Source organism: Bradyrhizobium sp. 1200_D9_N1_1 (assembly GCF_052075915.1).
Classification (GTDB): domain Bacteria; phylum Pseudomonadota; class Alphaproteobacteria; order Rhizobiales; family Xanthobacteraceae; genus Bradyrhizobium; species Bradyrhizobium diazoefficiens.
The window spans coordinates 3,591,737-3,617,923 of sequence record NZ_CP197226.1 but is presented as its reverse complement, the minus strand read 5'-3'; the positions used below and the strand labels follow the sequence as shown (position 1 = coordinate 3,617,923).

The window sequence follows — 26,187 nt, the reverse complement described above, 5'->3', positions numbered from 1 at the left end:
ATGCACTGGAACACCGTCCGCCCAATTGCGGCAATTGCCGGCTATGCCGCGCTTTGCTGCGTTGCCATCGGTCCGGGCTGCGCCTCGGCCGCGGAATTGCTCAAAGCCCGGCTGGCGCAGAACCTCGGACCGATCTCCGGCCTTGCGATCGTCGCCAAATCGAAGGGGATTTTCGAAAAGAACGGACTGGACATCACGGTCTCGAACTTCACGTCCGGCAAGCAGTGCCTGGACACCGTGATCGGGGGCGGCGCCGACATCGCGACGACGGCGGAGGCGCCGGTCACCGCTTCGGCGATGGCAAACCAACCCATCGCCTTCGTCGCCGGCATGGAATATTCCGACCTCAAGACGGTCGTCGCGGCCAAGGCCGGCGTCAAGACCAAGGCAGAGCTTCGCGGCAAGCGAATCGGATTCACGGCCGGCACAGGCAGCGAGGTCTACACGGCGACGTTGCTGAAGTCGGCGGGATTGACGCCCAAGGATGTCACCCTCGTCAACCTGCGGCCGCAGGAAATGCTGCCGGCACTGGCAGCCGGAAGCATCGACGCGATCGACACTTGGGAACCCCACATCGCCAACGCGAAGAAGGCCCTGGGCGAAGCCGTCGCTGAGCTCGATACAACGGGCACCTACTCCGAGACGTTCAACATCGTCGTCATGAGGACCTATCTGGATGCCAACCCTGCGGTGGTCGAGAAGTTCATCGCCGCACTGATCGATGCCGAGGTCTGGATGAAGGCACATCAGGACGAAGCGATCACGGTGGTGGCGGACGCGGTCGGCATGAAGCGGGACGACCTCGCTCCCATCTGGGCCGACTATGTCTACCGGGTGCGTCTCGACGATCGGCTGATCGAGATTCTCAAGACTCACTCCGCATGGCGCCTCGAGAGCGGCAACCATCCTCCGGGAGCGGCGATGCCCGACTTCAGCAAGGTCGTCGTCGCCGAGCCACTGAAGAAGGTCGACCCCGCACGCGTCACCCTCTCGTGGAAATAGGCACCCGCACAGCCATGCAGGACGGCACTTCAGCACGACAGGAGATTGCTCTCCGGACCGACGGTCGCGGTCGGCGGCCGGATTCAGCCCGTCTTCGCCGCCTCAACATTCTGATCGGGGCGCTTTCGCTTCCCTTGTTCGTCGGCCTTTGGGAACTGGTCTCTCGTTCCGGGGCCGTCAACATGGTGCTGTTTCCGCCGCCGACGGTGGTTGCTGCGGCGGTCCTCGAGTGGATACGAAGCGGACAGTTCCTTGGCGATCTGCTGGCCAGCCTCTTTCGCGTCACCACGGGGTTCATCGTGGGCGGCGCGCTCGGCATCCTGCTCGGCATCCTCACCGGCCAATTCCCTGTCATCTCGAGCTTGCTCTCCCCGCTATTCCATATCCTGCGGCCAATTCCGCCGATTGCCTTCGTGCCGATCGTCATCCTCTGGTTCGGCCTGTCGGAAGCGGGAAAACTGTTCCTCGTCGTATGGGGCGTGTTCTTCACGGTTTGGCTTTCGACCCACATCGGCGTGCAGAAGGTCGACCGCGGCCTGATTCGGGCGGCGTTGATGCTCGGCACGCCACGGCGGCAGATGCTGCAGGAGATCGTGCTGCTGGGCGCGCTTCCCTACATCGTGGTCGGGTTGCGCACCGCCGTCAGCATCTCCTTCTACACGCTTGTCGCGGCCGAACTTGCCGGCGCTTTCGCCGGCATTGTCTACAGGATCGAGATTGCGCAGCAGAATTTGCAAACGGGCCAGGTCATGGGCGGGCTCGCAGCGCTCGGGTTGATTTCGTTCATTGCCGACCGGCTGTTTTCGGCGCTTGCAGAACGTACCGTCTGGTGGCGCTGATGTCGGGACCTCGATCGATCATGAAACTGGCTCTGGCAAGCTCGCCCGCCTCCGTCGAATCGGCGCGGAAACAACCGGCCATTCAAGTCTCAAGCCTGAGCATCGTATTTGACACCAATCGCGGGCAGACCATCGCGGTGGATCGCGTTTCCTTTGACGTGGCACCTGGCGAGTTCGTTTGCATCGTCGGGCCCTCCGGCTGCGGCAAGTCGACGGTGCTCAATACGATCGCCGGACTGGAAGTGCCGTTTGAAGGCGACATCCTGGTCGAGGGCTCGCGTGTCTACGGCCCGCGCCCCGATGTCGGCATGGTGTTCCAGCAGCCGCATCTTTTCCCCTGGAAGTCTGTCCGCAGGAACATCGCCCACGGCCCCAGGATGCTTGGGAAGTCCAGGACGGAAGCGAATGCCATCGCCGACGATCTGATCGCGATGATCGGTCTCAAGCGTTTCGCCGACGCCTATCCGAACACGCTGTCCGGCGGCATGCAACAGCGCGTGGCGATCGCGCGAGCGTTGGCCAATCAGCCCCGCGTGTTGCTGATGGACGAGCCCTTCGGAGCCCTCGACGCCCAGACCCGGGCGGTGATGCAAGACAATCTGCTGGAGCTGCGCGACCGGATCAAGGCGACGATCGTGTTCGTCACCCATGACATCGATGAAGCCATCGTGCTGGCCGACCGCGTTCTCATCATGAGCGCGGGACCCGGCCGCATCCTGCGCGAAGTCGCGGTCAAGCTGCCGCGCCCGCGGTCGAGTGCCGTCATGGTCGAGCCAACCTATCTTTCCCTCAAGAAGGATTGTCTCGACGTCATCCGCGCAGAAGGGCTGCGGGCGTTCAATCAGTCGGACGCGAGCTGATCGCCCAGAACTCGGAAATCGAGCAGCAGCCGGCAGCGCGCTGGCATGGTTCTTGAATAATCGATGCCGGGTCTCACAGTGGAGCCGGCGATGCACAGGGCGAATAGCGCGATAGCGGCAGGCGTGATGCTGGCCGAGTCGGACAATCTCGTCAGGCCGCTGCCCGGCTTGCTGGACGGTCTCAGCCGGGCCGATTGCAATCGGCTGCGTGCGATCGGACGCGAGAAGGCCCTGGAAGCCGGCCAACTCGTTTGGTCTCAGGGCGACACACAGGCCGGGATCTACCTGATCAGCGAGGGACGCATCCGCAGCTACTATGCGGCGCCGTCGGGGCGCGAGGTCACGCTCGCCTACTGGTTTCCCGGCAACTTCGTCGGCGGCCCCGATATATTCGGAACGGGCCCGCACATGTGGACATCGGTTGCGGCCGAACGCAGCCGGTTGACGTTCATGCCCGGACCGGCGCTGCGGCGGCTTGCGCTCGAATCGCCGACGATCGCCGTCGCCTTGCTGGATGCCCTGGCATTCAAGGCGCGATGCTATTCGGCGATGGCCCAGATGCTCGGGACGCGCTCGGTGACCGAGCGGCTGCACAGCCTGTTGATCTTCCTGTCGCACGTCTACGGCGTGAAGCGCGGCGGCGAGATCGTCGTCGGGATGCCGTTTACCCACGGCGATCTCGCCAATCTCATCGGCTCCACCCGCCAATGGGTAACAGTACAACTCGCGCGGCTCCAGGAGGAAGGCGTGATCAGGTACGACAGATCCGTGATTTCGATCCTGGATCTTTCGACGCTCGGGCAAGGGATGGAATAATATCCGCCCTTCAGCCGCCAGACTTCAATTCGAAAGCCGCTCGGCCTGCACTGGCCTCGAACCGCCGCGCCAGTCCGATCAGCGCGCGATCATGCCAGGCCGGCGCCAGCAGGGTCACGCCCATGGGCATGCCGTTCGGCAATGTCGCGTTCGGAACCGCCACGCCGCAGAGATCGAGCAGATTGGCGAAGTACGAGTAGTAGCCGAGGCGATTGTTGAGCGTGATCGGATCGCGATCCATCTCCTCCAGCGTGAACGGCCGCGGTGCGGTCGGGACCACCAGCGCATCGATACCCGCAAAGATCGCCTCGGCGTCGCGGCGAAGTCGGTGCAACCGGTGAATGGCACCAAACGTGTCGATCGCTGAATAGCCGGCGGCTGAGCCCAGCACGGTCCTCGTGACGTCAAGCAGGGAGCCGGAATCGATGTCCATCAGCGAAGCGATGGCCGAGTGCCGCTCCGCGACCCAGGGCCCGCTGAACATCAACTCCCCGGCCTGGCGGAACGGGGCGAAGTCCACCTCGATCGCCGTTCCTCCGATCTGCGTGAAACGCTCGCAGGCGCGCTCATAGAGCTCGCCGCATTCCGGCATGCCGAAGCATTCGAGATCGGCGGACGCGATGCGGCCGAACCGGAACGATGGCACCGTCCCTGTGGCGAAAGAAAAGGCCCTGGGCACGCGGCTGTAGGGATCTTCGAAATCGAACCCCTCGATAATTTCGATGATCGCCTCGCCGTCGCTGACGGTATTGCAGAACACCGAGACGCAATCGATCGTCGGGCAATTCGGCACCAGCCCGCGTGATGACACCAGCCCAACGGTCGGCTTGATTCCGACGATGTTGTTGAAGCCGGCAGGTATGCGGCCGGATCCGCCGGTATCGGTGCCGAGCGCGAACGCGACATGCCCGGCCGCCACGGCGACCGCGGACCCGGAACTGGAGCCGCCCGAAACATAGCGCGCGTCGGCAACCGACGCGCAGGGGCCATAGGGCGAACGCGCGCCGGACAGGCCTGTGGCGAACTGGTCGAGATTGGTCTTTCCGAGACAAATTGCGCCGGCCGCGGTGAGGCGTTCGACGCTGTGCGCGGAATGCCAGGGCGTGTAGCTGAACGCCGGGCATGCGGCGGTGGTCGGCATTCCCTCGACGTCGATATTGTCCTTCACACCGAAGGGAATGCCGAGCAGCGGAAGATTTTCGCCCGTCCGCGCGCGCGCCACCAGCTTGCGGCATTCTTCCAGCGCCTCCTCCCGCGGGCGGAGATAGATCCAGCAATTGCGCTCGCGCTCGGCCTCGATCCGGTCGTACGCCGTTTCGATCGCCTCCAGCGCCGATGACGAATTCCTGGCGATGGTTTCGTGATTTGTCCTGGAGCGCGCGACAGACTGACTCACCGAATATCTCCTTCGCTGACCGGCAGGCGCGAAATTGCGGGAGCAGCGCGCGGGCAACAAGCAATTAAGTGCTTCGCCCAAATGGTCGGCCGGATCGGGGATAAATGCGGCTCAAAGAAAAAGGCGCCGTGCCGAAGCACGACGCCCTGATTGTTCAATTCGCTCGCGATCAGTTGGTCTGCTGGATCGCCGACAATTCCCAGGTGCCGCCCGGGCGTCGGGCGAAGGTCCAGACTTCGGTGACCTCACCCGGCTGCTCGCTGCCGGCAACCACAGCGCCGGTGTTGCGGTCAAGCGTCTTGTCGGTGAGCGCGAAGCGCAGCGCCACCGTGGCGTAGTCGGTCTCGCCCTCGCGCCAGGCTTCCGCGAGGTCGCCCTGCAACAGCTTCACGTTCGTGACCTTGTTGACGACGTTGCGCGCGCGGTTCTGGCCGAGGTCCTGCTCGAAATAGGAGACCATTTCCGGCGTCGCGAGCGTGTGCAGCTTGGCCACGTCCTCGTTCGACCATGCGGTCTGGACATCGCCGAGCAGGCGCTCGAACGCCTCATAGTCGACCGGCTTGATCTCGAGCGGCGCGTTGTTGGCGCCGAAACCGAAGCCGCCGAGACCGCCACCGAGGCCGCTGCGATAGCTCGTCTGCGGTCCCGGACCGCTACCTGCATCAGCGTTGGCATAGGCCGCCTGCGGCGTGTGGCGGCGCTGCCACCACGACATCGCCAGCCGCACCACGAACACCACGAGCACGATCTGGATGATCAGGCCCAGGATCGACGACAGGCCGCCGAGGCCGCCGAACAGGCCGCCGCCGAACAGCATGCCCAAGAGGCCTGCGCCGAGGAAGCCGGCCGCAAGGCCGCCCAGGAAACCGCCGCCGCGGCCGAACAGGCCGCCGCGCGCGGGCGCGGTCGCGGCCGAATTCATGCCTGCGCCCGGCTGGGTGTAGGTGCGGTTGAACTGCGAGGTCGAGCCCGGCGCGGTCGTGGTTGACGGCGGCGCCGAATAGGTCCGCGAGCCGCGCGAACCCGACGACATGCCGCCACCGACGCGCGCGTCGGCGGACGAGATCGCCAGCGCTGTCGGCAGCGCAAGCGCCAGCACGACGGCGATCGTCTTGAAGAGACTGCGGGAGCGTTGCGAGAAATTCATGTTCGTTTCCCAAATCCCCGGCATGGGGACGTGCCCCTAAGATGGGCAGCCGGAGCGAAAAGTGAAGCCGGTTTCGGAACTTGTAGCTGCGGCCCTCAGTCGCGGGGATGTGGCAAAAGCCCATATTTGGCGGGGGTTTGGCCGGGCCGCGCGCGAAGGGCCATGGTCGCCCGTTACCGGCGGCCTTTAGGGCTAAAATTCCGCTTTTTCCTCGTCATTGAGCCCTTGCGACAAGGCAATCCAGTCTGGTTCCGCGGAGACAGTCTGGATTGCTTCGCCACGTTCGCAATGACGGTGTTGGGACAATTGCGCGCGGTCTCCTCGATGTCGTCCTGGCGAACGCCAGGACCCATTATCCCAAGAAGCGGTTTGGCGAAGACTGGTCGTTCCGGATTGGCCCCGCGCGCAATCGATGGATCACGCGGTATGGGTCCTGACGTTCGCCAGGACGACGGCGGAGATTGCCGCGCGGTGTGTGCATCCCACGCGCAGCGCTCACCCCTGCTTCGTCATCGTCTCCTTCACCGCCGCCACGAGCTGGCTGAGCGTGAACGGCTTTGGCAGGAAGTCGAACTGCTGGCCCTCGGGCAAGCTCTTCTCGAACGCGTCCTCGGCGTAGCCGGAGACGAAGATGAACTTGATATCAGGGTTCTTCTCGCGCATCGCCTTCAGCAGCGTCGGGCCGTCCATCTCCGGCATCACCACGTCGGAGACGACGAGATCGATCGCACCGCTCTGCTCCTCCAGCATCTCCATGGCCTCGACGCCGTTCTCGGCCTCGACCACGGTGTAGCCGCGCGAGCGCAGGCCGCGTGCGTTGAGGGCGCGCAGGCCTTCTTCATCCTCGACGAGAAGGATCGTGCCTTGTCCGGTCAGATCGGTGCGCGGCTTCGCTTCGGCCGTGGCGGGAACGGCTTCCTTCGCGGCGCCATTGGCCGTGCTGACCACTGCCGCGGGCTGCTCGACCTGCACTTCCGGCTCGGCATGGTGGCGCGGCAGGAAGATGTGGAACGAGGTACCCTGCCCCGGCTCGGAGTCGACATAGATGAAGCCGCCGGTCTGCTTGACGATGCCGTAGACGGTGGAGAGGCCGAGGCCGGTGCCCTTGCCGACTTCCTTGGTCGAGAAGAACGGCTCGAAGATCTTGTCGCGGATGTCGGCGGGGATGCCGGTGCCGGTGTCGGCGACCTCGATCCGCACATAGTCCGCCGCCGGCATGCCCTTGTAGGCGAGCTTGCCCGCATCCTCGGTGGCGACGTTGGCGGTGCGGATGATCAGCTTGCCGCCGTCGGGCATGGCGTCGCGGGCGTTCACCGCGAGGTTGACGATCACCTGCTCGAACTGGGAAACGTCGACCTTCACCGGCCAGAGGTCGCGGCCGTGGATCAGGTCGAGCTTGACCTTCTCGCCGATCAGCCGGCGCAGCAGCATGGTGAGGTCGGAAAGCGCATCGCCGAGATCCAGCACCTGCGGGCGCAGCGTCTGCCGCCGCGAGAACGCCAGCAGCTGCCGCACCAGCGTCGCGGCGCGCGTCGCGTTCTGCTTGATCTGCATGATGTCCTGGAACGACGGATCGGTCGGCTTGTGCGCGTTCAGCAGGAAGTCGTTCGCCATCATGATGGCGGACAGCACGTTGTTGAAGTCGTGGGCGATGCCGCCGGCGAGCTGGCCGACCGTCTCCATCTTCTGCGACTGGTTGATCTGGTTCTCCAGCGCGCGCCGCTCGGTGGTCTCGAGCATGTGCACGATGGCGGCTTCAGCGTCGTTCTCGGCAGCGTCGACCGGCGTGACGAAGAACTGGCCCCAGCGCTCCTTGGTTCCTTCCAGCGCCACCTCGACCGGCGCGATGTCGGCCTTGCCTTCCGCGGCCTGGTTGATGGCCGTGATCACCAGGTGGCGGTCACGTGAATTGATGGCGCGGAAGATCGACTTGCTGGCGCTGTCGAGGCCGAGGCCCTGCGCGAGCTTGGCGTAGCGCGCGTTCGCGCGCACGACGTTGCCGCCGCGGTCGACGGTGGCGATCGCCATCGGCGTGTGGTCGAAGAAGCGCATGAAACGCACTTCGGCGGCACGGTCCGGATCGCTGCGCTCGTCGCGGGCGCGGCTGATCACGAGCGTGCGCGACGGCCCCGGCGCGCCGTCGGCGCCGAAGGCGAGCTTGTGATAGAGCCGCACCGGCATGGTCTTGCCGGTGCGCATGCGCAGGTCGATGTCGAAGACCTCGGTCTTCACCTCGCCCGGCACGGCCACGATGGAGCTGAGCAGCGAAGCGCCGTCGCCGGAGACGATGTCGGCGAGCTTCAGCCCGCCCGAGCCGATCTCGGCGAGGTCGTAATCGAGCCAGTTCGCCAGCGTCGCGTTGACGTAAGCGAGCTCGCCGGCCGGATTGACCGAGAAGAAGCCGCAAGGCGCGTGATCGAGATATTCGATCGCATGCTGGAGCTCCTGGAACACGTCCTCCTGGCGCTCGCGGTCGCGGGTGATGTCGGCGATCGACCACACCGCGTATTTCGCCTCGCGCTTTCCGGTGCCGAGCGGGCGCACCCGCATGCGCAGCCAGCGGCCCTGGCTGCCGTCGTGGCCGGAGATGCGCACCTCTTCCTGCTGCCGCTTGCCTTCCCGGGCGGCCTTCAGCAGACGGAACACGGCTTCGGAGACGTCGGGATTGCCGATGAAGACGCGCTCGACGGGGCGCACGTCCTGCGGGCTCGTGGCACCGGTCAGCGTCAGATAGGCCGCGTTGGAATAGACCACATGGCCGCGCGGATCGGTCACGGCCAGCCCGTCGAAGCCATGATCGGCGATACGACCCACGACTGGATCGTCGAGACTGCGGTCGGCGAAGCGGATGATGCCGGCGGCGAAGGCGAACAGGTTGAACAGGCCGACCATCGCCAGCACGGCGAGGATTCCTAGGATATAGGGCTGCGCCTGCGCGCGGCCGAGCGTCATCAGCCCGACGGCGACCGCGACCAGGCCGGCGGCCACCAACAGCACCAGCGCAATGCTGCCCGAGCGCGGCGAAGGCTCGTGCGCCGCAACGGGCTCGCGTGTGAGGTCGTGGTCGGTCTCAGCAGTCATATCGAGCTGGCGCAGCCTGTCGGCAGAGAATCAACGCGCTGCGGCGCGCGTGGGGTCCTCCCTGCCTGAATCGGACCCGCAGGCGCAAGGGCAGCAAGGGCGAAAGGTACGCTGATTCCCAGATTACGGCCATTTCCGGTACTTTTCGGGTATTTTATCCCCGCCCGGCGCCGAATCCGCGCTTCAGCCGCATGACGTAGCCGATGACCTCGGCGACCGCATGGTAGTGCTCGGTCGGGATTTCCTGGTCGATCTCGACGGTGGCGTAGAGCGCGCGGGCGAGCGGCACGTTCTCGACGATGGGGATGTCGTGCTCGCGCGCGATCTCCCTGATCTTGAAGGCGAGATTGTCGACGCCCTTGGCGACGCAGATCGGTGCCTGCATGCCGCGCTCGTAGGACAGCGCCACCGAAAAGTGGGTCGGGTTGGTGATGATCACGGAGGCCTTGGGAACCGCCGCCATCATGCGCTTCTTGGCGCGCTGCTGCCGCAGCTGCCTGATCTTGCCCTTGATGTGCGGGTCGCCTTCGGACTGCTTGAACTCTTCCTTGATCTCCTGGAGCGACATCTTCTGCCGCTGGAACCAGCTTCGGTACTGGAAGAAGTAGTCGCCTATGGCGATGATCGCGAGCGCCGCGACCACCGCGCCGAGCAGGTGAATGGTCAAGCTGGTGGTGGCGCCGAGCATGGCGGCCGGATCGAGCCTGACCATCGCCTCCATGCGATGCCGCTCCGGCCACAGGATCGTGCCCATGACCACGCCGAGCACGATCAGCTTGCCGAGGCCTTTCAGGAAGTTCGCGGCCGCCTGCTTGCCGAAGATGCGCTTGAAACCGGCCGCGGGCGAGAGCTTGCTGAATTTGGGCTTGAGGGATTCGGCCGACCAGACCAGGCGGTGCTGGAGCATGTTGCCGGCAACGGCCGCCAGCACCAGCATCAGCAGGGGCACGCCAATCGCCGCGAGCACGGCGAATTCGATCTGCTGCAGCAGCGCCAGCAGGGCCCGGCCGTCGGTCTTGATCATCCAGGAATTGGCGAGCAGGTTGCGCATCGGCGTCACCAGCCCGCTGCCCACCGAGCCCGAGAAGGTCGAGACCACGAGCGTGCCGCCCGCGATCATGAACCAGGTGTTGATCTCCTGGCTCTTGGCGACATCGCCGCGTTCGAGCGCCTCGTCGAGGCGTTTTTGCGTCGGGTCTTCTGTTTGACTCTCTGGATCGTTGTCTTCCGCCATCGATCACCTACTTGAGCGGCATCATCTGGTGCATGACACCGATGAAATAGTCCAGAAAGGTGCCCATCATCGCCGTGAGCACCACGGCGAGCACCAGGAAGCCAGCGAAGATCGACAGCGGCACGCCGACGAAATAGACCTGCATCTGCGGCATTAGCCGCGCCAGCACCCCGAGCCCAATGTTGAAGACGAGGCCGAACACCAGGAACGGTCCGGAGAGCTGCAGGCCGAGGCGGAACGCGGCGGCGAAGGCGCGCGTTGCAAGCGAGGCGACGTCGCCGCTCGACACGGTCTCGCCCGGCGAGAAGATCGCATAGCTGTCGTTCAGCGCCGCGATCACCAGATGATGGCTGTCGGTGGCGAACAGCAGCGTCACCCCGAGCATGGTCAGGAAGTTGCCGACCAGCACGCCCTGCTGTCCCTGCGTCGGATCGACCGAGGTGACGAAGCCGAGCCCCATCTGCTGCGCGATCACGGAACCCGCAACCTGGAGCGCCGACAGCGTCACGCGCGCGGTTGCCCCCAGCACGATGCCGATCGCGATCTCATGCAACATCAGCACCAGAAGCGGCGCCAGCGAGCCCATGTCGACGTGATAGGCGCTGCGATGCAGCGGCAGGATGATCAGCGTGAGCAGGAGCGCGATCGACAGCTTCACCCGCGTCGGGATGTTGGTCTCGCCCAGGCCCGGCAACAGCATCACCATCGCGCCGACCCGGGCGAAGACGAGCATGAAGGCCGCCGCAAGCGCCGGCAGCAGCGAGACGTCGATGCGCATAATCTACGCATCTTGCCTCAGCCGCCGATGATTCGCGACGATATCCGCAGCATGTGGGCGTGGAGCGAGTCGGCCATGAACGGCAGCGCCAACAGCATTGTGGCGAAGATGGCCAGAATCTTCGGCACGTAGATCAGCGTCTGCTCCTGGATCTGCGTCAGCGCCTGGAACAGCGACACGATCACGCCGACCACAAGGCCGACCACCATCAGGGGCGACGACACGATCACGATCGTCCAGATCGCATCGCGCGCGACGTCGAGGGTCTCGGGTCCGGTCATTTTCGATTTCTCACTTTGAATTGTTTGTCGTCATTCCGGGGCTCGCGAAGCGAGAACCCGGAATCTCGGGATTCCGGGTTCGGTGCTTCGCACCGCCCCGGAATGACGTGCCTAAAAATCAGATCGGCATCTTCATGATGTCTTCATACGCCGAGATCACGCGGTCGCGGACCGAGACCAGCGTGGAGACGGCAACGTCGGTGTCAGCGACCGCCGTCACCACGTCCATCACGTTGGCCTTGCCGGCGGCCATCGCCACGGTCTGCGCGTCGGATTTGCGCCCGGACTCCATGACGCTGCCGACGGCGTCCTTCAGGAGCGAGGCGAAGGACTGCCCGCTTGCTTCGCTGCCCTTGCCGGCGCCGCTGTTCTCCAGCACGCGGGCAAGGTTGGCATAGGCGTTGGCGGCGATTGTCGGTGATGCCATGGCTCAAATGTCCTGTTCAGCTCTTGAGGATGTCGAGCGTGCGCTGGATCATCCGGCGCGTCGCACTGATGATGTTGAGATTGGCCTCGTAGGACCGCTGCGCGTCGCGCATGTCGGTCATCTCGACCACCGAGTTCACGTTGGGATATTTGACGTTGCCGGTCGCATCGGCGGCCGGATTGTTCGGTTCGTATTTGGTGCGGAAGTTCGACTGGTCCGGCTTGATCCTGCCGAGGGTGACGACCTGCGCGTCGAGCGTGCGGTCGAGCGCGGAGGAGAAGGTCGGCACCTTGCGCCGGTAGGGATCGCCGCCTGCGGTCTGCGACGTCGAATCCGCGTTCGCGATGTTCTCTGAGATCACCCGCATGCGCCCGGCCTGCGCGCGCAGGCCGGAGGTCGCGATCGCCATCGAGCGGGCAAAGTCGCTGCTGTCATTGGCCATGATGCGCCTCCTCTAGCTCTTCTGTTCCGGGATCATGCTCTAGCCCTTGCCGATCGCGGTCTTGAGCAGACGCAGGCTTTTCGAATAGAGCGAGGTCGCCGCCGCGTAATCCATCTGGTTGCTGGCGGCCTTCATCATCTCCTCTTCGAGATTGACGGCGTTGCCCGCAGGGCGGGTCTCGAAGCCGGCATTCCTGTTCTGGTCGAAACCCGAGGCCGCGCCCGATGGCGTCATATGAGACGCGCTGGTGACGGTCATAGCCAGCGGGCCCATCGACCCCGTGACCGCGCCAGCCCTGTCGAGCTTCGGCTCGACCAGGTCGCGCGGCCGGAATTTGGGCGTGTCGGAATTGGAGACGTTCTCGGACAGGACGCGCTGGCGTTCCTGATGCCACTGCATCTTGGTGCGAAGCGCCGACAGCACCGGGAGGTCGTTGATGGACATCGTCGCGGCTCCTTCCGCCTCTTCCGGACCCAGGGTCCGAAGCTAGGCAGAATTTGCCGCCTGTATGGTTAACAGGTGGTTAAGGATGTCACAGATGCATGTCCCGGGCCGGGACACGGATTCGTTCCCCCGTGATTCTACGCCTCCAAAAGTGGCATTAACCCAACCGCTTGGCGGCGCATGCACAGGCCAAGAAGTCGTTTTGGATCGGGCGATTCATAGGTTATTAAGAGTTGGGGACGGCAAAACTTGCCGTGGGACGTTAAGAGATCGCAGTTTGGGGCATCGTAGGCCGGTGGTTGGCGCGTCTGACCATTGGCACGAGAAGAGCGCCATTTCTCGGGGACAAGTATGCAAGGCAGCCCTATCACCTTCATCGTCGCGTTCATCGTCGTTCTGGCGTTGATCGGCGTCGCTGCATGGCTGGTTCGCCGATTCGCCAGCAGCCGGCTCGGCGCCAACACCCAGCGCGGCCGGATGCCCCGGCTCGCCGTGATCGATGCTGCCGCCGTCGACGGCCGGCGCCGCCTGGTGCTGGTCCGGCGCGACAATGTCGAACACCTCCTGATGATCGGCGGCCCGACCGACATCGTCGTCGAGCCCAACATCGTGCGCGCCGCGCCCGGCCGCGACCAGCTTCCGCAGCGTCCCAACGCCGCCGAACCGCCGCGCCTTGCCCCGATGCCCGATGCCGGCAGCTGGGCCGACGAAGTGCCGCGGCCCGAGATGCTCGATCATCCCGAGCCGCAAATGCCCGAGCCGCCGCCGCGGCCCGCGCGCCCGTCCTTCGCCGACGAAGTCCGCCGGCCCGCGCCCGCACTGGCCGAACGCCGCAGCGAGCCGCCGCTGGCGGGCTTTCCGCCCGAGCCGATCGCGCCGCGTCCCGAGCGCGAGCCGCGGCCTGAGCCGCTGCCGCTACCACCGCGCGTTGCCCGCAGCGAGCCGCCGCTGATGCCGCGTCCGCCGCGCCAAAGCGAGCCGGCGAAGGTGCCGCCCGTGCGCGCCGAGCGCGCGGTTGCGCCGCCGCCTCCGCCCGTGCCGCAGGCTCCGCCCGTTCCGCCGCCGCCCCCCGCTCCTGCTGCGCCCTCAAGCGCCGAACAGAATCTGGCCGAAATGGCGCAGCGGTTAGAGGCTGCGCTGCGCCGCCCGGCCGGCGAGACGGTCGCGCCTCCGGTTGCGCCGGAGCCGCCGGCCGCTCCCCCGCGCGCCGCACGCAGCGAACCGCCGGCACCCCCGGCCCCGCCGCCGAAGCCTGCCCCGGAAAAGACCAGCTTTGAGAATCTCGAAGACGAGATGGCCTCCCTGCTCGGCCGTCCGAAGCCGTCTTCGTGAGGCTGCCGGCCCTCCCGCGTAGAGTTCTTTTTCTTTCTGTCCTGATCGGCGCGGCTTCGCTCGCAAGCCTGGCGCATGCGCAGGACATCAGCATCAATCTCGGCGGCCAGGGCGGCGGCGTCACCGAGCGCGCGATTCAGCTCATCGCGCTGCTCACGGTGCTGTCGATCGCGCCGTCGATCCTGATCATGATGACGTCGTTCACGCGCATCGTGGTCGTGCTGTCGCTCCTGCGCACCGCGATGGGCACGGCGACCGCGCCGCCGAACTCGGTGATCATCGCGCTCGCGATGTTCCTCACCTTCTTCGTGATGGGGCCGGTCCTGCAAAAATCCTACGACGAAGGCATCCGTCCGCTCGTCGCCAACCAGATCGGCGTCGAGGATGCGCTCCAGCGCGCCTCGGTCCCGTTGCGCGGCTTCATGCAGAAGAACGTGCGCGAGAAGGATCTCAAGCTGTTCCTCGACCTCTCCGGCGAGCCGCCGCCGGCCACCCCCGACGAGCTCGCGCTCCGCATCCTCATCCCCGCCTTCATGATCTCCGAGCTGAAGCGCGCCTTCGAGATCGGCTTCCTGCTGTTCCTGCCCTTCCTGATCATCGACCTCGTCGTCGCCTCCGTGCTGATGTCGATGGGCATGATGATGCTGCCGCCGGCAACGATATCGCTGCCGTTCAAGCTGATCTTCTTCGTTCTGGTCGACGGCTGGTCGCTGGTGGCTGGGAGCTTGGTGCAGAGCTACGGGGGATGAGGCGACAGCCGTCCTCAGGCGACGAAGCCGGACCTGTCTCGCGTCGCGAGATTGCTACCGCGTCATCTTGATCTGCCGCAGGGCGGGGATCTTCGGCAGCGAGCCGGTGTGGTCGGTCTCTTCCTTGGCCTGCGGCCCGGATGGCGCGCGGGCGGTGGCGTCGGGGAAGCGTTGCTTCATCTCGCGCAGGAAGCCGTCGAGCGTGTCGACGCTCGCAGCCAGCTTGGCGATCTCGGCGAATTCGGCGCTGGAGGCCGCGGCCGGCTTGCTGGCGATGTCGAAGGCGACACGGTCGGCGCTCTCGCTCATCAGCGGCGCGTATTTCTCGCGAAAGCGCGACAGGCCGATCGAATCGTCGGCGAGCGCGTAGCCGACGGCGGCGCGGATGATGTCGCTCTTCTCCACCGCATTGAGCGGCTTGAAGTCGCGGAAGCGCTCGCCGTAATAGAGCTCGATCTGCTCGGCGGACTCGCGCCAGCGCCGCGCCGCCCAGAAGATGTCGGAGCGCAGGCGGAGCACCTCGCGTCCGGAGACGTTGGAGACGATGTCGAGCGCGAGATCGTGCCGGCCGACGTCGCTCTGCGCCCGCGCCTCCAGCAGCAGACGCTGCTGCCTGAGCTCGCCGGAGAGATCGCTGATGCGGCTCGCGCGCAGCGCCGAGATCGCCATGTCCGGCCTGCGGTTGGCGAGATAGATCATGGAAAGACGCGCGGCGACCTGGGCACGCGCGGCGCCTTCGAGACGGTGGTCGACCTGGTATTGCAAGAGCTCGGCGGCCTGGTCGAGCAGATCGATCGAGGCGAGACGGTCGGCGAGACGGCGGATCAGCTCGTCGCCGCGGCGGCCGATCGGCGTCAGCTCGCGGAACTCGTAGAACATCCCGAGCGCCTCGACCGGCGGCAACTCGTCACCCTTGGGCCCCAGGAAGATCTGCGTGAACAGGTCGGAGGCGAGATCCTGCGCCTGGCGCGAGGCTTCCGCGTTCGGCTGCAGCTTCGTCGCGGTGCGCGCCGCCGTGAGCGCGTCCCGGTAGCGCCCGTTCTCGGCATACATCTGCGACAGCATCTGGAGCGTCTTGACCTCGATCGCGTCGCCGCGCCAGGTCATCGACAGCGTCTCGAGCTCGCGCAGCGCGTCTTCCTTGCTGATCTCGTCGCGCTTCTGCCGCAACGCGACCTCGAGCTGCTTGGCTTCGGCCGCAGCCGGCCGGTCGCTCGAGGCGACCGCGAACTTGTAGTCGTCGAGCGCATCCTTGTCGTGGCCGAGCGCCTCGGCGAGCCTGCCGCGCAAAACGGCGAAGCCGGGCGCAGCCTCGGGCGATACGCCGACGATCTCGAGCTCGCTGCGTCGCTTGGAGGCGCCGGCATAGTCCTTCACCTCGAGCGAGGCGCGCATCGCGTCCATCGTCACGATGCGCTGGATGTCGAGCGGCAGCGAGGCGATCGCGAATTCGACGTTCTTGAACTTCTCGCGCGCGTCCGCCCATTTGCCCTGGCGCGCATGGGCGAGCGCCTTCCAGAGCTGGGAGTCGTGGCTGTTGCCGATCACGGGATTGGCGAGGTCCTTCAGGCCCTGCGCCGGCCGGCCGATCAGGATGCTCGCGATCGCGTGCATGATCAGCGCGCCGCTCTCCTCCTTATTGAGCGGATCGCTCAGCATCAATTCGGTCACGGCCTTGGCCTCGTGATACATCGCGCGTGACATGTAGAACTGCGCGAGGTCGAGCCGCGGCAGCGAGCGCAGCGCAGGCTCGACGGCCGAGATCGCCATGATCAGATCGCTCTGGCGCGTTATGAAGTTTTCCGACTGCCCCTTGCGCCAGGCTTCGGGGCTGAAGATCGGGCGCACCGCGGTCGGGGCGCGCTCGGCGGAGATGTCGACCGGCGACAACGTCAGTCCGCCCTTCTTGCCGAGAATGACCTTGTCGGATCCGACCTCGACGCCGACCTCGTCGGAGTTCGGCCGGATCGCGATGCCATGGGCGGATTCCAGCAGCGAGAGATCGACGAGGTCCTGACGCTTGATGAAGCCGCGCACCGGCCGCTGCGCGGTGACGACATAGAGCATGTCGCCGGCGTCGGGATCGGTGAGCTTGTGCAGCAGGCCCGGATTGGCGAAGGGAATCGCGATGTTGGCGAGCGCGGGATCGGTGATGTTGCGCGACATCATCAGCGGCAGCGGCGTCGCCTGGATCTTGTCGGCGAGCGTCAGCAGCCAGTTGGTCTCCTTGCCGACCTCCTCGCTCGTCAGCGAGTAGACCAGCGGCCGGGTGAGACGGATGCGTACCGCCTGCCCCTTGTCGAGGGGGATGCGGCCGACCTCGCCGATCATCGCCCCGCCCTTGGTCCGGATCGCCTCGACGTCGATCGGCTTCGGCGTGTCGAACACCAGCCAGACGGTATCGCCGCGGCGGAACGCCGCCGCAGGCGTTGTGACCTGAAGCGGGAACGTCACGCGCAAGCCGTCGCTGTCGCGGCGCGCATCGACGCTTGGTGCGGCCGGCTGCGGCGCGGCCGGCGCCTCGGCGGGCGCAGCTTTGGCTGCTTCCTTGACCGGCTCCTTCGCCGCTTCCTTCACGACCTCCTTGGGCGCCTCGACCATTGCCGGCTTGGCAGCCGCGGCCGGAGCTTCGGCAACAGGCGGGGTCGGCTTCGCGGCTTCCTTCGTCGCTTCCTTCGCCGCTTCCTTGGGCGCTTCCGCAGCGTGCGCAGCTTCGGCCGCGGGAGCCGCCGCCGGTTTCGGCGCTTCGGCGGCGGGCATCGCGGCGGGCGCTTCCGGCTTCACTTCGGGCTTGATATCGATCTTGGCTTCGCGCGCGATCGTCTCGGAGGTCGGCGGTGCGATCTCGCGATGGGCGTCCTTCTTCTCGGCCGCCGGCTTTTCCGCGGCCGGTGCCGGTCCATGGCCTTGGCTGGCAGGCTTGGCCTGCGCAATCGCGGCCTCCGGCGTCGCAGCCGCCTTGCCCTTGTCCGGCTGGAAGGAGACGTCAACGACGTAGTTCTTCTCGTCACGGAAGGAGTGCACGTCGGAATCGCCGATCAGCGCGATCTCGACATTGGTCTGGTCGATGTCGGCCTTCTGCTTGATCGAGGCGACGTTCGGCGGCGCGGCGACCACCGCGTCGGCGAGGTCGAAACTGAGGTTGGCGTTGAAGGCGAGCGTGAGCTTCTGCTCGTTGAGCACGGAAGACACGCCGACGCCGTCGGGCATCTCGAACACGAAGCGTACGAAGGTCGGCTGCACCGAAGCGCGCACACGGATCTGCGGACGCTTCCTGGTCTCGGCTGCGGCGCGCTGCGCACGCAGCGCCCGTTCGGCGACGCGCGCACGCTCGGCGAGTTCCTTGACCACGTCCATGGGCAGGCTCGGCGGCGGCCCCTTCCAGCCCTCGGGCAAGAGGTCGATGAAGGTGCGCTCGCCGGCATTCATGGTGTTGACGGTGACGCGCCGCGCCAGCGACAGGCGGATGGCGCCGCCGTCGGGATCGCGGCGGGCGGAGTTGACGTAGTCGGGCGCCCCCTCCGGAACCCGGTCGACGGGCACGTCGACCGGCCGGTCGAAACGGATGATGAGAATGGAGCCGGCCGTCGTGACCTCGGAGGGAACATCCTCGCCGAGCCTGATCACGAGACGCGCGAAGCCGCCGGCGGCCGAAAAACTGGCCTCGCCCCGGATCGGGTCCGCCCCAGCCGGGCTTGCGGCGATCAGGCCGACCAAGAGGATGGTTGCCAGCGCAGGTGCGTTGCGGACATGACGCGACACCCCCCACGCCAGGGCGCGGGCTCGCGACACAAATCCAGCGGCAGCCTTCTGCGCCATTGGCGGCATTTCTTCCGGTTCGACGACCCATACCGGCACATGGCGCCGGCACATGGCGTCGAATGTAGGTTTTGCCAATTAAGGACTTGTTAATGCTGTAATGGCGACTTGATCCGGCTCAGCGCGTCGCGACGCCTCGCGTGTGGGCTTAGGCGTTCGCGCTCCAAATCTGGAGAGCAAGTGGTTAAGGAGACGTTAACACCACGTCGTCACCGGCGCCGGGCGGGACCGGCGCGGCCCGGGCCGCAGCCTGCCGTCTCGACAAAATCCTCCACGATGATCGACGAGCCAGATCCAGTCGTGAACTCAGTCGCGACCGACGCCATAATGCGCGAACTCGTCGCCGATGTTGCCCTGAATCGTCTTTGCAGCCGAAATGTCGGAATCTCCGCCAATTGCGTCGCCCTGCTTCAGCTTGGCAAGCCCGCGGCCAAAAAGCGCGCTCGCCAATTCCGGGGCGGCTCGCAAGGCAGAATTGTAGTCGGCGATCGCCGCACCGAACTCACCCATCTTCAGGTGAATCAGCCCGCGCGAGTCGTACACGGCAGCACTGGTCGATCCGGATTGAAGCGCTCTGTCGCAGTCCTCCAGCGCGGCCTGCCAGGCACCAAGCACCGCCCGGGTCCAGCATCGTCCGCTCCGTGCGGCCTGCGAATCCGGCTGGAGACGAATAGCCTCGTCGTAGTCATGCGCCGCGCGCTGGTGGTCATTCTTCTTCAGATAGGCTCCGGCGCGGTTGACGAAGGCAGCGACATAGTCGGGATCGAGCTTGATCGCATCATCAAAGGCTTCGATCGCGAGCTCATACTCGCCTTTCCTCAAGTAAGCCACACCGCGGTTGTTGAAGGCCTTTGCGTATGTCGGCTTGAGCGCGATCGACTGATCGAAATCGCGGATGGCTTTGTCGTAGTCGCCCTTTGCGGTGTAGGCATTGCCGCGATTGTTATAGGCGATAGCCAGAGCTGCTGTCGTACCCTGACTCGCCTCTATGAAAGCCGTGCAGGCATCGATCCGGACATCGAGCGGGGTGGCACCCACCCCGTTGCACGGTTCAATATGACTGAGATAGTTGGTCTTCACCTTGGAATTCTGGGCCGCGACTGGCAAGCCAATCAACAGCAGGACGCCAAGCGCCACTCCGCTTTTTGCGACGGACGATCTTGGTTCCATGTCAGGCCCCCGTCCCCTGAGATCTGGCGATTGCGCGGAGGCTAGAACCAGCGTTAGCACCCGCGGCAGATGTTCAGATTGAGCTTGTGCTCGGCCCTTTGCTCGGGTCGCGGCGCCCCCGTGCCGCCGGACTTCTTCAGATATTTGTTCTTGCCCTCTTCGATAAGAGTGGAAAACCTGGTGGTTCCGTCATCTGAGATTTCGACATGAGGTGTCGTGCCTCGAACGCCCATCGTGGCGACCGGCGTTTCGATCCTCATGTCGCCGGTCTTCGCAACCTGGCCGGCAACAAAGACGAACGTCCCCTTGGTCAGGTTGAAGCTCGTCGAATTGGACTTTCCAGCCGGCTCGTAGACATATTCGTCCAATTTCATGCGGGCGTTGCTCGACAAGTTGAACGAAGTTCCGTCCACGAAGTTGATGCCGACCCGACTGTCGGCATCGGTTCGAACCACATCGCCCAAATAGACCGGATCGCCAATCTTGGTCTGGATGGATTCGCCCGGGACTTTTGCCTGGACAATGACAGCTCCCACATGCTCGATGATGACCGAGCCCTCGGCTGCCACAACTTTCCCGATTGGCTTTGACGACGAATCCAGGACGGCCCGCCGCGGAGAATCGCTCTGCGCCTGGACTGGGTGGGGTGACGAGGCGGCCAGCGCAAGGGCGATACCTGTCACGAGAACAGTCGCTGCGTGAGTGCGCATGGCTCACCCCTTTTTTAAGATGTTGTTTTGAGCATCCGAACGGCTCCGACGGTGTCGGCACCACCGGGCATCATGGCAGACCAGCGGCAACAAACCACGACAGGCAAACTGGTTATTCCGGATTAATCCGAACGGCTGATCGCCGTGCCCGAAAGAGCCACTATCCGTGCCGGGCAATTTCAACGAGCTTTTCCCCCGTGCCGTCAGGCGAAGCGACAGCAATTCTGCCGTGACTGGCCTGGGCGGAATTCTCGGAAACAACGACCTTCAGCGGGCCTGGCCAAGGTTGCCGGCGCAAAATTGCTCCCGATCGCGTGACGCGGCAAGCCAGCAAAGCTACGGCGATGTCTGAGGTCGACGCTGGGCAATCGAGGTCGAACAATGTCCGTCACGCCCGCTGGAAGGCCCGGGGACGAGCGCGAAGCCGCTGCGATCAGGCGTCACCGAGTGAACGCGGCCAAGAGCGGCCCTCTTGATGGACCCGTTGCGCAGATTCGCGAGCGGGCCTCTGCCGGCGGCTTCGGGATGCTGTCGCTCACGGCAATGCTCTTCTCGATGATCAAACAGGTCAAGGCCGCAGACCCGAACGTAACGTTCCTGGATGACGACGCCATTACTTACAAGGACCTTGCGCACGGTGCATACGAGCTTGTGACCAAGGAGCCGATCCCGCGGCACATCATCGTCGAGGATCCCGGCGAAACGATCGTCGTCAAAAAGGTCGGCTCCTCGGTCAGCGTGAACCAGGTCACGAACACGGCTGCTCGCATGGAGGAGTTGCGGGCGGCACAGCAGGACGCGCTTGCCAATCTGGAAGGGCGAGACCCCCACGGGTCGGGCACACCTCCTTTCGTCAAATCCCAGCCGCTACAGCCGATCAATTTCATTCCGCCCGAGGCTCCCGCGGCGCAAGATTTGCTGGCGCCTGTCTCACCGTTTTTCCTCCCTCCGCCTCTGATCATACATCCGCCGCCGACGCTGAACACCGGAGCCGGCCCGGCCGAACTCGATACCGTGGTGTTTGACACATTCACGGCGACGAGCGGGACGTTCACCGCAAGCAGCAGCAACACTGATGCCACACTGACCTTCGGTATCAGCGGCGGCACCAACGGCAACACGGTGTTGGGCGGGGTGACGTATGATGTATCGCAAACCGGCCCCTATGGCACCCTTTACCTCAACAGCGGGAGCGGCGCCTACACCTTCGTCCCAAACAGTGATGCGATCAATGCGCTGAAGGCGCCAACGACCACAAGCTTCATTATCACAGTGGCGGATGGCTCGCTCTTGGTCAGTCAGCCCTTCCCGATCACCCTCAACGGCGTCGAAGATGCGGCCATCATTTCCGGTACGACGACCGGCTCAGCGATCGCGGCCGGTGGCGTGGTCAATGCCTCGCCCGGCACGCTGATCGCGACCGGAGCGCTTACTGATACCGATCCCGACGACCCGCCCAATACCTTTACGGCGATCGGCTCGCCGGCCGCGAGCAAGTACGGCACCTTCACGATGACAACGGCCGGCGTGTGGACCTATACGCTCGACAAGGCCAACAGTCAGGTGCAAGCACTCCATGTAGGCGACAGTCTGACCGACAGCTTCACGGTGACCAGCATCGACGGCACCGCGCAGGTGGTCACGATCACCATCCACGGCCCGTTGGTTGAGGTGAGCGGAACGACCCCGTCGCTGACGCTGAGCGAGACGCATCTGACGGCAACCTCCCTGGACGACAACATCGCTGGCTCGGCGCCGGACGCGGCGCGGACGACGACGTCAGGCGACTTCTCGACGGCGTTCACCTCGGTTCAGGGGGCGAACGGTGCGACGATCAGCTACGCGCTGTCGATCACCGGTGGCAACGGCACGACATCGGGCCTGATCGACTCGCACACCGGCCAGGCCGACGTGCTGGTCCTGAACGGCAACACCATCGAAGGCCATGTTGGCACTACCGGCGGGACGCTGGCATTCACCATCACGCTTGATCCGACGACGGGGCTCGTGACCTTCACCGAATTCCGCGCGGTGACGGAGCCTTCCGGCACCAACCCGGACGGCGGGGAAGGCGTGTCGCTGACCGAAGGGACTGTGACCCTGTCGGCGACGATCACCGAAAAGGACGGCAACTTCCAGACCGCGAGCCGTGATCTCGGCAGCCGGCTGATCATCACCGACGACGGCCCGACGATTGCGGCGACGGGGACGGCTCCGTCGTTGACGCTGAGCGAGACGCATCTGACAGCTACGGCGCTGGACGACAGCATCGCCGGCTCGACGCCGGACGCGACGCTGACGACGACGTCAGGCAACTTCTCGACAGCGTTCACGTCGATCCAGGGGGCGGACGGTGCGACGATCGGCTATGCGCTGTCTGTCACCGGCGGCAACGGCATGGCGTCGGGTCTGCTCGACTCGCACACTGGCCAGGCCGATGTGCTGGTGCAAAAAGGCAATACCATTGAAGGCCATGTTGGCACCGTCGGCGGCACGCTGGCGTTCACTATCACGCTCGATCCGGCGACAGGAATCGTGACCTTCACCGAGTACCGTGCGGTGACGCAGCCTTTCGGTACCAACCCCGACGCCGGGGAAGGCGTCTCGCTGACCGCCGGGATTGTGAACCTGACGGCGACAATCACTGACAAGGACGGTGACTTCCAGACGGCGAGCCTTGATCTCGGCAGCCGGCTGACCATCACCGACGACGGCCCGACGATTGGAGGTTTTGGCATCGCAACCATCGTCGCCAAGGACGATCAAGTTGCGAACGGCACCTACAACGTGAGCTTCGGTGCGGATGGCGAGGGCGCGATGCGCGTGGCCGTCCACAATGGCACTGTTAATGGGTACGATCTGGCGACAACGGATCTGGGCGGCGGCATCACGTCGGTACACGTGACCGGGAATGGTGATGACTACACCTTCTATTATACGACCAAGGCGGTGAGCGGCGGCGTGGAGCTGGATGCGTTCTTCACCGATACAAGCGGGACGCTGAGCGATCCATACTTTAGGCTGCTGATCAATCCAGACGGAACCTACACGTTTGACATCGAGACCGTCGGCTTCTTGCAGCAGACGACGGTGACCGGCTCCGATTTCGGAGCATCCGGCAGTGGCCAGCCGTCACTCACCGCTCCGGACGGTCTGCTCGTCATCACCGGCGATTTCAATGGTGCCCCTGCTGACGTCAAAGCGTCGAGCAACGGCATCGCGGTCGGCGACACCGGACTGCAAATGGATCAACACGAAACCTTGAATCTGGCCTTCACGCCGGTGCAAACGGACGTCAGTTTCGCGCTGACGCAGTGGCAAGGAAACGGAGCTGCGGACGTCGTCTTCAAGGTCTTTGATGGCACCAACGACATCCACGACTTCAGCATAAACATTCCAAAGCCATCGGGTGACGCCCACGTCGTGGTGAAAGAGACTTCGAATCTCGCGCTTGTAAACACTTACTCGTTTGATGGCGCAACTTCGACCTATACGCTCTACGTTGGATCGGAATTCAACCGAATAGAGGTGTCGTACGATCACGCGGTAGCCGGCAACGCTACGTTTACCGTCAACAACATCACATACAGCGAGGGATCCAGGATCCCCAGCACCGATCTGCTGTTTGACGTGACGGCCGTCGACCGTGACGGCGATGCGTCAACGACCGGCCTGCAAGTAGACCTTCTGGGCAGCACTAACGTTGCGAGTGGTGTCACCTTGAGCGATCCCCCACAGCCGGTGACGACTGCCGTCAACGGCACCAACGATGGGGCCACTCTCTCCGGGACCGCGACCGGCTCCATGATCGAGGCTGCGGGCGGCGCGCCTGGCACGCCGACCGCTTCCGGTGCGCTCACCAACACCGACGTCAATCTGCCCAACACTTTCACAGCGGTGCGCTCGCCGACGACGAGCGACGGCGGCTACGGTATGTTCACGATGACCGCGGCGGGCCTGTGGACCTACACGCTGGACAACAACAATAGTGTGGTGCAGGCGCTCGATGTTGGCGACACGCCGACCGACACGTTCACCGTGACCAGCATCGACGGGACGACGCAGGTCGTGACCATCGCCGCCCATGGCGCCGGCGACGCCCCCAACGGTTTCGATAACCTGGCCGCTGGACCGGCCGTGACGAGCGATCCTCCCTTCGCCCCTGTGACTCACGGAAGTGAAACCATCGCGGCCAGTGGCGATGTGGGCCAGATCATCTCCACGGGCGCCGGCAAAGATACCGTCAACGGCACTGGCCAGGCTGACATTCTTCATGGCGGCTCCGGCAACGACACGATCAAAGGCAATGACGGCGATGACACGACGCACGGTGGCGCGGGAATCGATGCGGTCAACGGCAACAAGGGCAATGAAGCGATCATCGGCGGATTTGGCGCCGACCAATTGACCGGCGGCACCGGGAACGACCGTTTCGTCCATTTGTCCGCGGCGGATTCCAAGGCCGGCCAGTTCGGCACCATCACCGATCTCAACCCGGGATCCGACAAGATCGACTTGACGGCTCTCGGCGGGCTTGGCTTCGTTCTCCTGGCCTTGAGCTCGGCAAGCACGTCCGTGCCGGCTCACACGATCGCCTGGCTCTACGACAGCGCGGCCAATGAAACGATCGTGTATGTCAATCCGAGCGACCAGACCCTGCACATTGGCGATTCCGGCCTGATCGAAATCCATCTGCAGGGCATTGCGACCATCGACGCGTCGGATTTCACCCTGACGCCGGCGGCGGCAGCCGTGCTGGCGGCCGGCAGCGACCCGCTTGATCTCAGCGCAACGACACAAAGCGACGCCACCGCCGTGACGACGACCAGTTCGTCCGAGACCACACTCAGCGACGGCACGCTCCTCGCTGACTGGAACGCGACGGACAGATCAACCGACCAGGCCCACAGCGTCTTTGCCAGTTCGGACCAGTTTGCATGGACCGAACATCCCAGCTTCGCCAGCTCAGACGGGGTGCAGCCGCACGCTGCAGAGATTACCAGCAGTGACGCGGTAACGCCCGCACCGAGCGGGCTGTCCACGATCTTGCACGACGAGGCCGCACCGACGGCGACCAGCTTTGTCTTCGATCAGCTAACGCTGCCCGACAGCACCGATACGACGATCGGAAACAATGCCGCGATCGCCGGAAGTGCCCCCATGCCTGAGATTGCTTTCGCGGCGCTCCAAGATGCGGCCGAACAGCTCGCCCGGCACGGGCGTACGCTGGAGAAGGGCAACGAGGACCACGGTGCATCGGCTCCAGACAGCGCCCACAATGCTGCTCATGCCCACGGCGGCGCCAGTCATTCGCTTCCAAGCGAGGCAGCCGGACAGCACGATGCGCCGAAGCACGGCCCGGTGGATGTCGATCCGCCCTCTGCCGGTCATGCAGCGCACGGCTCTGCGCCTGCCGGTTCGCACCAGGTCGGCGACTCCTTTGACTTCAAGGATGGCGCTTCGCATGGCCAGGGTCCGGAGCACGGCGTCCAATTGGATGATCCCTCAGACCCGTCCGGTCATCACGAGCACGCCGGGAAAGCCCACGAATCCGAGGCGGCGTCAATGCACGAACTGTCCCCGTCGCATATTGATCCGGCTCACGGGGCAGGCACAACTGGCGCTCACGTGCTGCACGATCTGATCGTGTGACGCACACA

Annotated in this window: 19 protein-coding genes; 7 read left to right on the top strand and 12 right to left on the bottom strand. The window is 64.8% G+C overall.

The window, feature by feature from the left end; translation table 11 throughout:
• The 4 genes from AB5K84_RS17215 to AB5K84_RS17200 all read left to right on the top strand — a co-directional run bounded on the left by AB5K84_RS17215 (position 1) and on the right by AB5K84_RS17200 (position 3,517).
• On the top strand, positions 1-1,002 hold the full coding sequence (locus tag AB5K84_RS17215; RefSeq protein WP_162603634.1) for an NrtA/SsuA/CpmA family ABC transporter substrate-binding protein: 1,002 nt from the start codon (positions 1-3) through the stop codon (positions 1,000-1,002).
• Between the two features lie 14 nt (positions 1,003-1,016).
• Positions 1,017-1,841, top strand: a complete 825-nt coding sequence (locus AB5K84_RS17210; protein ID WP_342714407.1) for an ABC transporter permease — start codon at positions 1,017-1,019, stop codon at positions 1,839-1,841.
• A 20-nt stretch (positions 1,842-1,861) separates the two neighbouring features.
• Entirely contained in the window at positions 1,862-2,701 is an 840-nt protein-coding gene (locus tag AB5K84_RS17205; protein WP_162603635.1) for an ABC transporter ATP-binding protein, read from the top strand.
• 90 nt (positions 2,702-2,791) lie between these two features.
• Positions 2,792-3,517 (top strand): Crp/Fnr family transcriptional regulator, encoded by a 726-nt coding sequence (locus AB5K84_RS17200; RefSeq protein ID WP_028173302.1) that lies wholly within the window; start codon positions 2,792-2,794, stop codon positions 3,515-3,517.
• Between the two features lie 10 nt (positions 3,518-3,527).
• Here AB5K84_RS17200 and atzF read toward each other — a convergent pair whose 3' ends face one another.
• The 9 genes from atzF to flgB form a co-directional block, all read right to left on the bottom strand.
• Positions 3,528-4,913 carry an allophanate hydrolase gene (gene atzF / locus AB5K84_RS17195; protein WP_110116571.1) on the bottom strand — a complete coding sequence of 462 codons (1,386 nt, stop codon included), beginning with the start codon at positions 4,911-4,913 and terminating at the stop codon, positions 3,528-3,530.
• 169 nt (positions 4,914-5,082) lie between these two features.
• Entirely contained in the window at positions 5,083-6,084 is a 1,002-nt protein-coding gene (locus AB5K84_RS17190) for a Tim44 domain-containing protein (RefSeq protein ID WP_011088551.1), read from the bottom strand.
• 471 nt (positions 6,085-6,555) lie between these two features.
• Positions 6,556-9,141 (bottom strand): cell cycle histidine kinase CckA, encoded by a 2,586-nt coding sequence (gene cckA, locus AB5K84_RS17185; RefSeq protein ID WP_011088552.1) that lies wholly within the window; start codon positions 9,139-9,141, stop codon positions 6,556-6,558.
• A gap of 154 nt (positions 9,142-9,295) precedes the next feature.
• The gene (gene flhB / locus AB5K84_RS17180) at positions 9,296-10,375 is read right to left on the bottom strand and encodes a flagellar biosynthesis protein FlhB (protein WP_011088553.1); all 1,080 of its coding nucleotides are present in this window, start codon (positions 10,373-10,375) and stop codon (positions 9,296-9,298) included.
• A 7-nt stretch (positions 10,376-10,382) separates the two neighbouring features.
• Complete coding sequence (gene fliR, locus AB5K84_RS17175; protein ID WP_011088554.1) at positions 10,383-11,153, bottom strand: flagellar biosynthetic protein FliR; 771 nt, start codon at positions 11,151-11,153, stop codon at positions 10,383-10,385.
• A 17-nt stretch (positions 11,154-11,170) separates the two neighbouring features.
• Complete coding sequence (fliQ, locus tag AB5K84_RS17170) at positions 11,171-11,434, bottom strand: flagellar biosynthesis protein FliQ (protein WP_011088555.1); 264 nt, start codon at positions 11,432-11,434, stop codon at positions 11,171-11,173.
• Between the two features lie 118 nt (positions 11,435-11,552).
• Positions 11,553-11,861 (bottom strand): flagellar hook-basal body complex protein FliE, encoded by a 309-nt coding sequence (fliE, locus tag AB5K84_RS17165; RefSeq protein WP_011088556.1) that lies wholly within the window; start codon positions 11,859-11,861, stop codon positions 11,553-11,555.
• Between the two features lie 16 nt (positions 11,862-11,877).
• Complete coding sequence (gene flgC, locus AB5K84_RS17160; protein ID WP_007602149.1) at positions 11,878-12,303, bottom strand: flagellar basal body rod protein FlgC; 426 nt, start codon at positions 12,301-12,303, stop codon at positions 11,878-11,880.
• Positions 12,304-12,342: 39 nt separating this feature from the next.
• A complete protein-coding gene (flgB, locus tag AB5K84_RS17155) occupies positions 12,343-12,747 on the bottom strand; it encodes a flagellar basal body rod protein FlgB (protein ID WP_011088557.1) in 405 nt (134 codons plus the stop codon).
• A gap of 351 nt (positions 12,748-13,098) precedes the next feature.
• Here flgB and AB5K84_RS17150 point away from each other — a divergent pair, with 351 nt between their 5' ends.
• Together AB5K84_RS17150 and fliP are read left to right on the top strand one after the other, a co-directional pair.
• Positions 13,099-14,079, top strand: coding sequence for a flagellar biosynthetic protein FliO (locus AB5K84_RS17150; protein ID WP_011088558.1), 981 nt, complete (start codon positions 13,099-13,101; stop codon positions 14,077-14,079).
• Positions 14,076-14,828 (top strand): flagellar type III secretion system pore protein FliP, encoded by a 753-nt coding sequence (gene fliP, locus AB5K84_RS17145; RefSeq protein ID WP_028173298.1) that lies wholly within the window; start codon positions 14,076-14,078, stop codon positions 14,826-14,828. Before AB5K84_RS17150 ends, fliP begins: the two co-directional genes overlap by 4 nt.
• A 54-nt stretch (positions 14,829-14,882) precedes the next feature.
• Here the strand turns inward: fliP and AB5K84_RS17140 are convergent, their stop codons facing one another.
• The 3 genes from AB5K84_RS17140 to AB5K84_RS17130 form a co-directional block, all read right to left on the bottom strand.
• Positions 14,883-18,647, bottom strand: coding sequence for a tetratricopeptide repeat protein (locus tag AB5K84_RS17140; RefSeq protein WP_162603825.1), 3,765 nt, complete (start codon positions 18,645-18,647; stop codon positions 14,883-14,885).
• Positions 18,648-18,953: 306 nt separating this feature from the next.
• Positions 18,954-19,817 (bottom strand): tetratricopeptide repeat protein, encoded by an 864-nt coding sequence (locus tag AB5K84_RS17135; protein WP_038967162.1) that lies wholly within the window; start codon positions 19,815-19,817, stop codon positions 18,954-18,956.
• Positions 19,818-19,870: 53 nt separating this feature from the next.
• Positions 19,871-20,527, bottom strand: a complete 657-nt coding sequence (locus AB5K84_RS17130; RefSeq protein ID WP_097532197.1) for a FecR family protein — start codon at positions 20,525-20,527, stop codon at positions 19,871-19,873.
• A 447-nt stretch (positions 20,528-20,974) separates the two neighbouring features.
• On the opposite strand from AB5K84_RS17130, the gene AB5K84_RS17125 reads away from it, so the two are divergent.
• Entirely contained in the window at positions 20,975-26,179 is a 5,205-nt protein-coding gene (locus AB5K84_RS17125) for a DUF5801 repeats-in-toxin domain-containing protein (RefSeq protein ID WP_441232553.1), read from the top strand.
• Positions 26,180-26,187 lie beyond the last annotated feature (8 nt).

Excerpts from the sequence above, each read along its gene's own strand:
- AB5K84_RS17215 (WP_162603634.1), top strand. The coding sequence starts at position 1 with ATGCACTGGAACACCGTCCGCCCAATTGCGGCAATTGCCGGCTATGCC.
- AB5K84_RS17190 (WP_011088551.1), bottom strand. The coding sequence starts at position 6,084 with ATGCCGGGGATTTGGGAAACGAACATGAATTTCTCGCAACGCTCCCGC.
- fliQ (WP_011088555.1), bottom strand. The coding sequence starts at position 11,434 with ATGACCGGACCCGAGACCCTCGACGTCGCGCGCGATGCGATCTGGACG.
- cckA (WP_011088552.1), bottom strand. The coding sequence starts at position 9,141 with ATGACTGCTGAGACCGACCACGACCTCACACGCGAGCCCGTTGCGGCG.
- AB5K84_RS17200 (WP_028173302.1), top strand. The coding sequence starts at position 2,792 with ATGCACAGGGCGAATAGCGCGATAGCGGCAGGCGTGATGCTGGCCGAG.
- flhB (WP_011088553.1), bottom strand. The coding sequence starts at position 10,375 with ATGGCGGAAGACAACGATCCAGAGAGTCAAACAGAAGACCCGACGCAA.
- AB5K84_RS17135 (WP_038967162.1), bottom strand. The coding sequence starts at position 19,817 with ATGGAACCAAGATCGTCCGTCGCAAAAAGCGGAGTGGCGCTTGGCGTC.
- AB5K84_RS17150 (WP_011088558.1), top strand. The coding sequence starts at position 13,099 with ATGCAAGGCAGCCCTATCACCTTCATCGTCGCGTTCATCGTCGTTCTG.
- flgB (WP_011088557.1), bottom strand. The coding sequence starts at position 12,747 with ATGTCCATCAACGACCTCCCGGTGCTGTCGGCGCTTCGCACCAAGATG.
- AB5K84_RS17140 (WP_162603825.1), bottom strand. The coding sequence starts at position 18,647 with ATGGCGCAGAAGGCTGCCGCTGGATTTGTGTCGCGAGCCCGCGCCCTG.
- fliE (WP_011088556.1), bottom strand. The coding sequence starts at position 11,861 with ATGGCATCACCGACAATCGCCGCCAACGCCTATGCCAACCTTGCCCGC.
- AB5K84_RS17130 (WP_097532197.1), bottom strand. The coding sequence starts at position 20,527 with ATGCGCACTCACGCAGCGACTGTTCTCGTGACAGGTATCGCCCTTGCG.
- fliR (WP_011088554.1), bottom strand. The coding sequence starts at position 11,153 with ATGCGCATCGACGTCTCGCTGCTGCCGGCGCTTGCGGCGGCCTTCATG.
- flgC (WP_007602149.1), bottom strand. The coding sequence starts at position 12,303 with ATGGCCAATGACAGCAGCGACTTTGCCCGCTCGATGGCGATCGCGACC.
- AB5K84_RS17205 (WP_162603635.1), top strand. The coding sequence starts at position 1,862 with ATGAAACTGGCTCTGGCAAGCTCGCCCGCCTCCGTCGAATCGGCGCGG.
- AB5K84_RS17210 (WP_342714407.1), top strand. The coding sequence starts at position 1,017 with ATGCAGGACGGCACTTCAGCACGACAGGAGATTGCTCTCCGGACCGAC.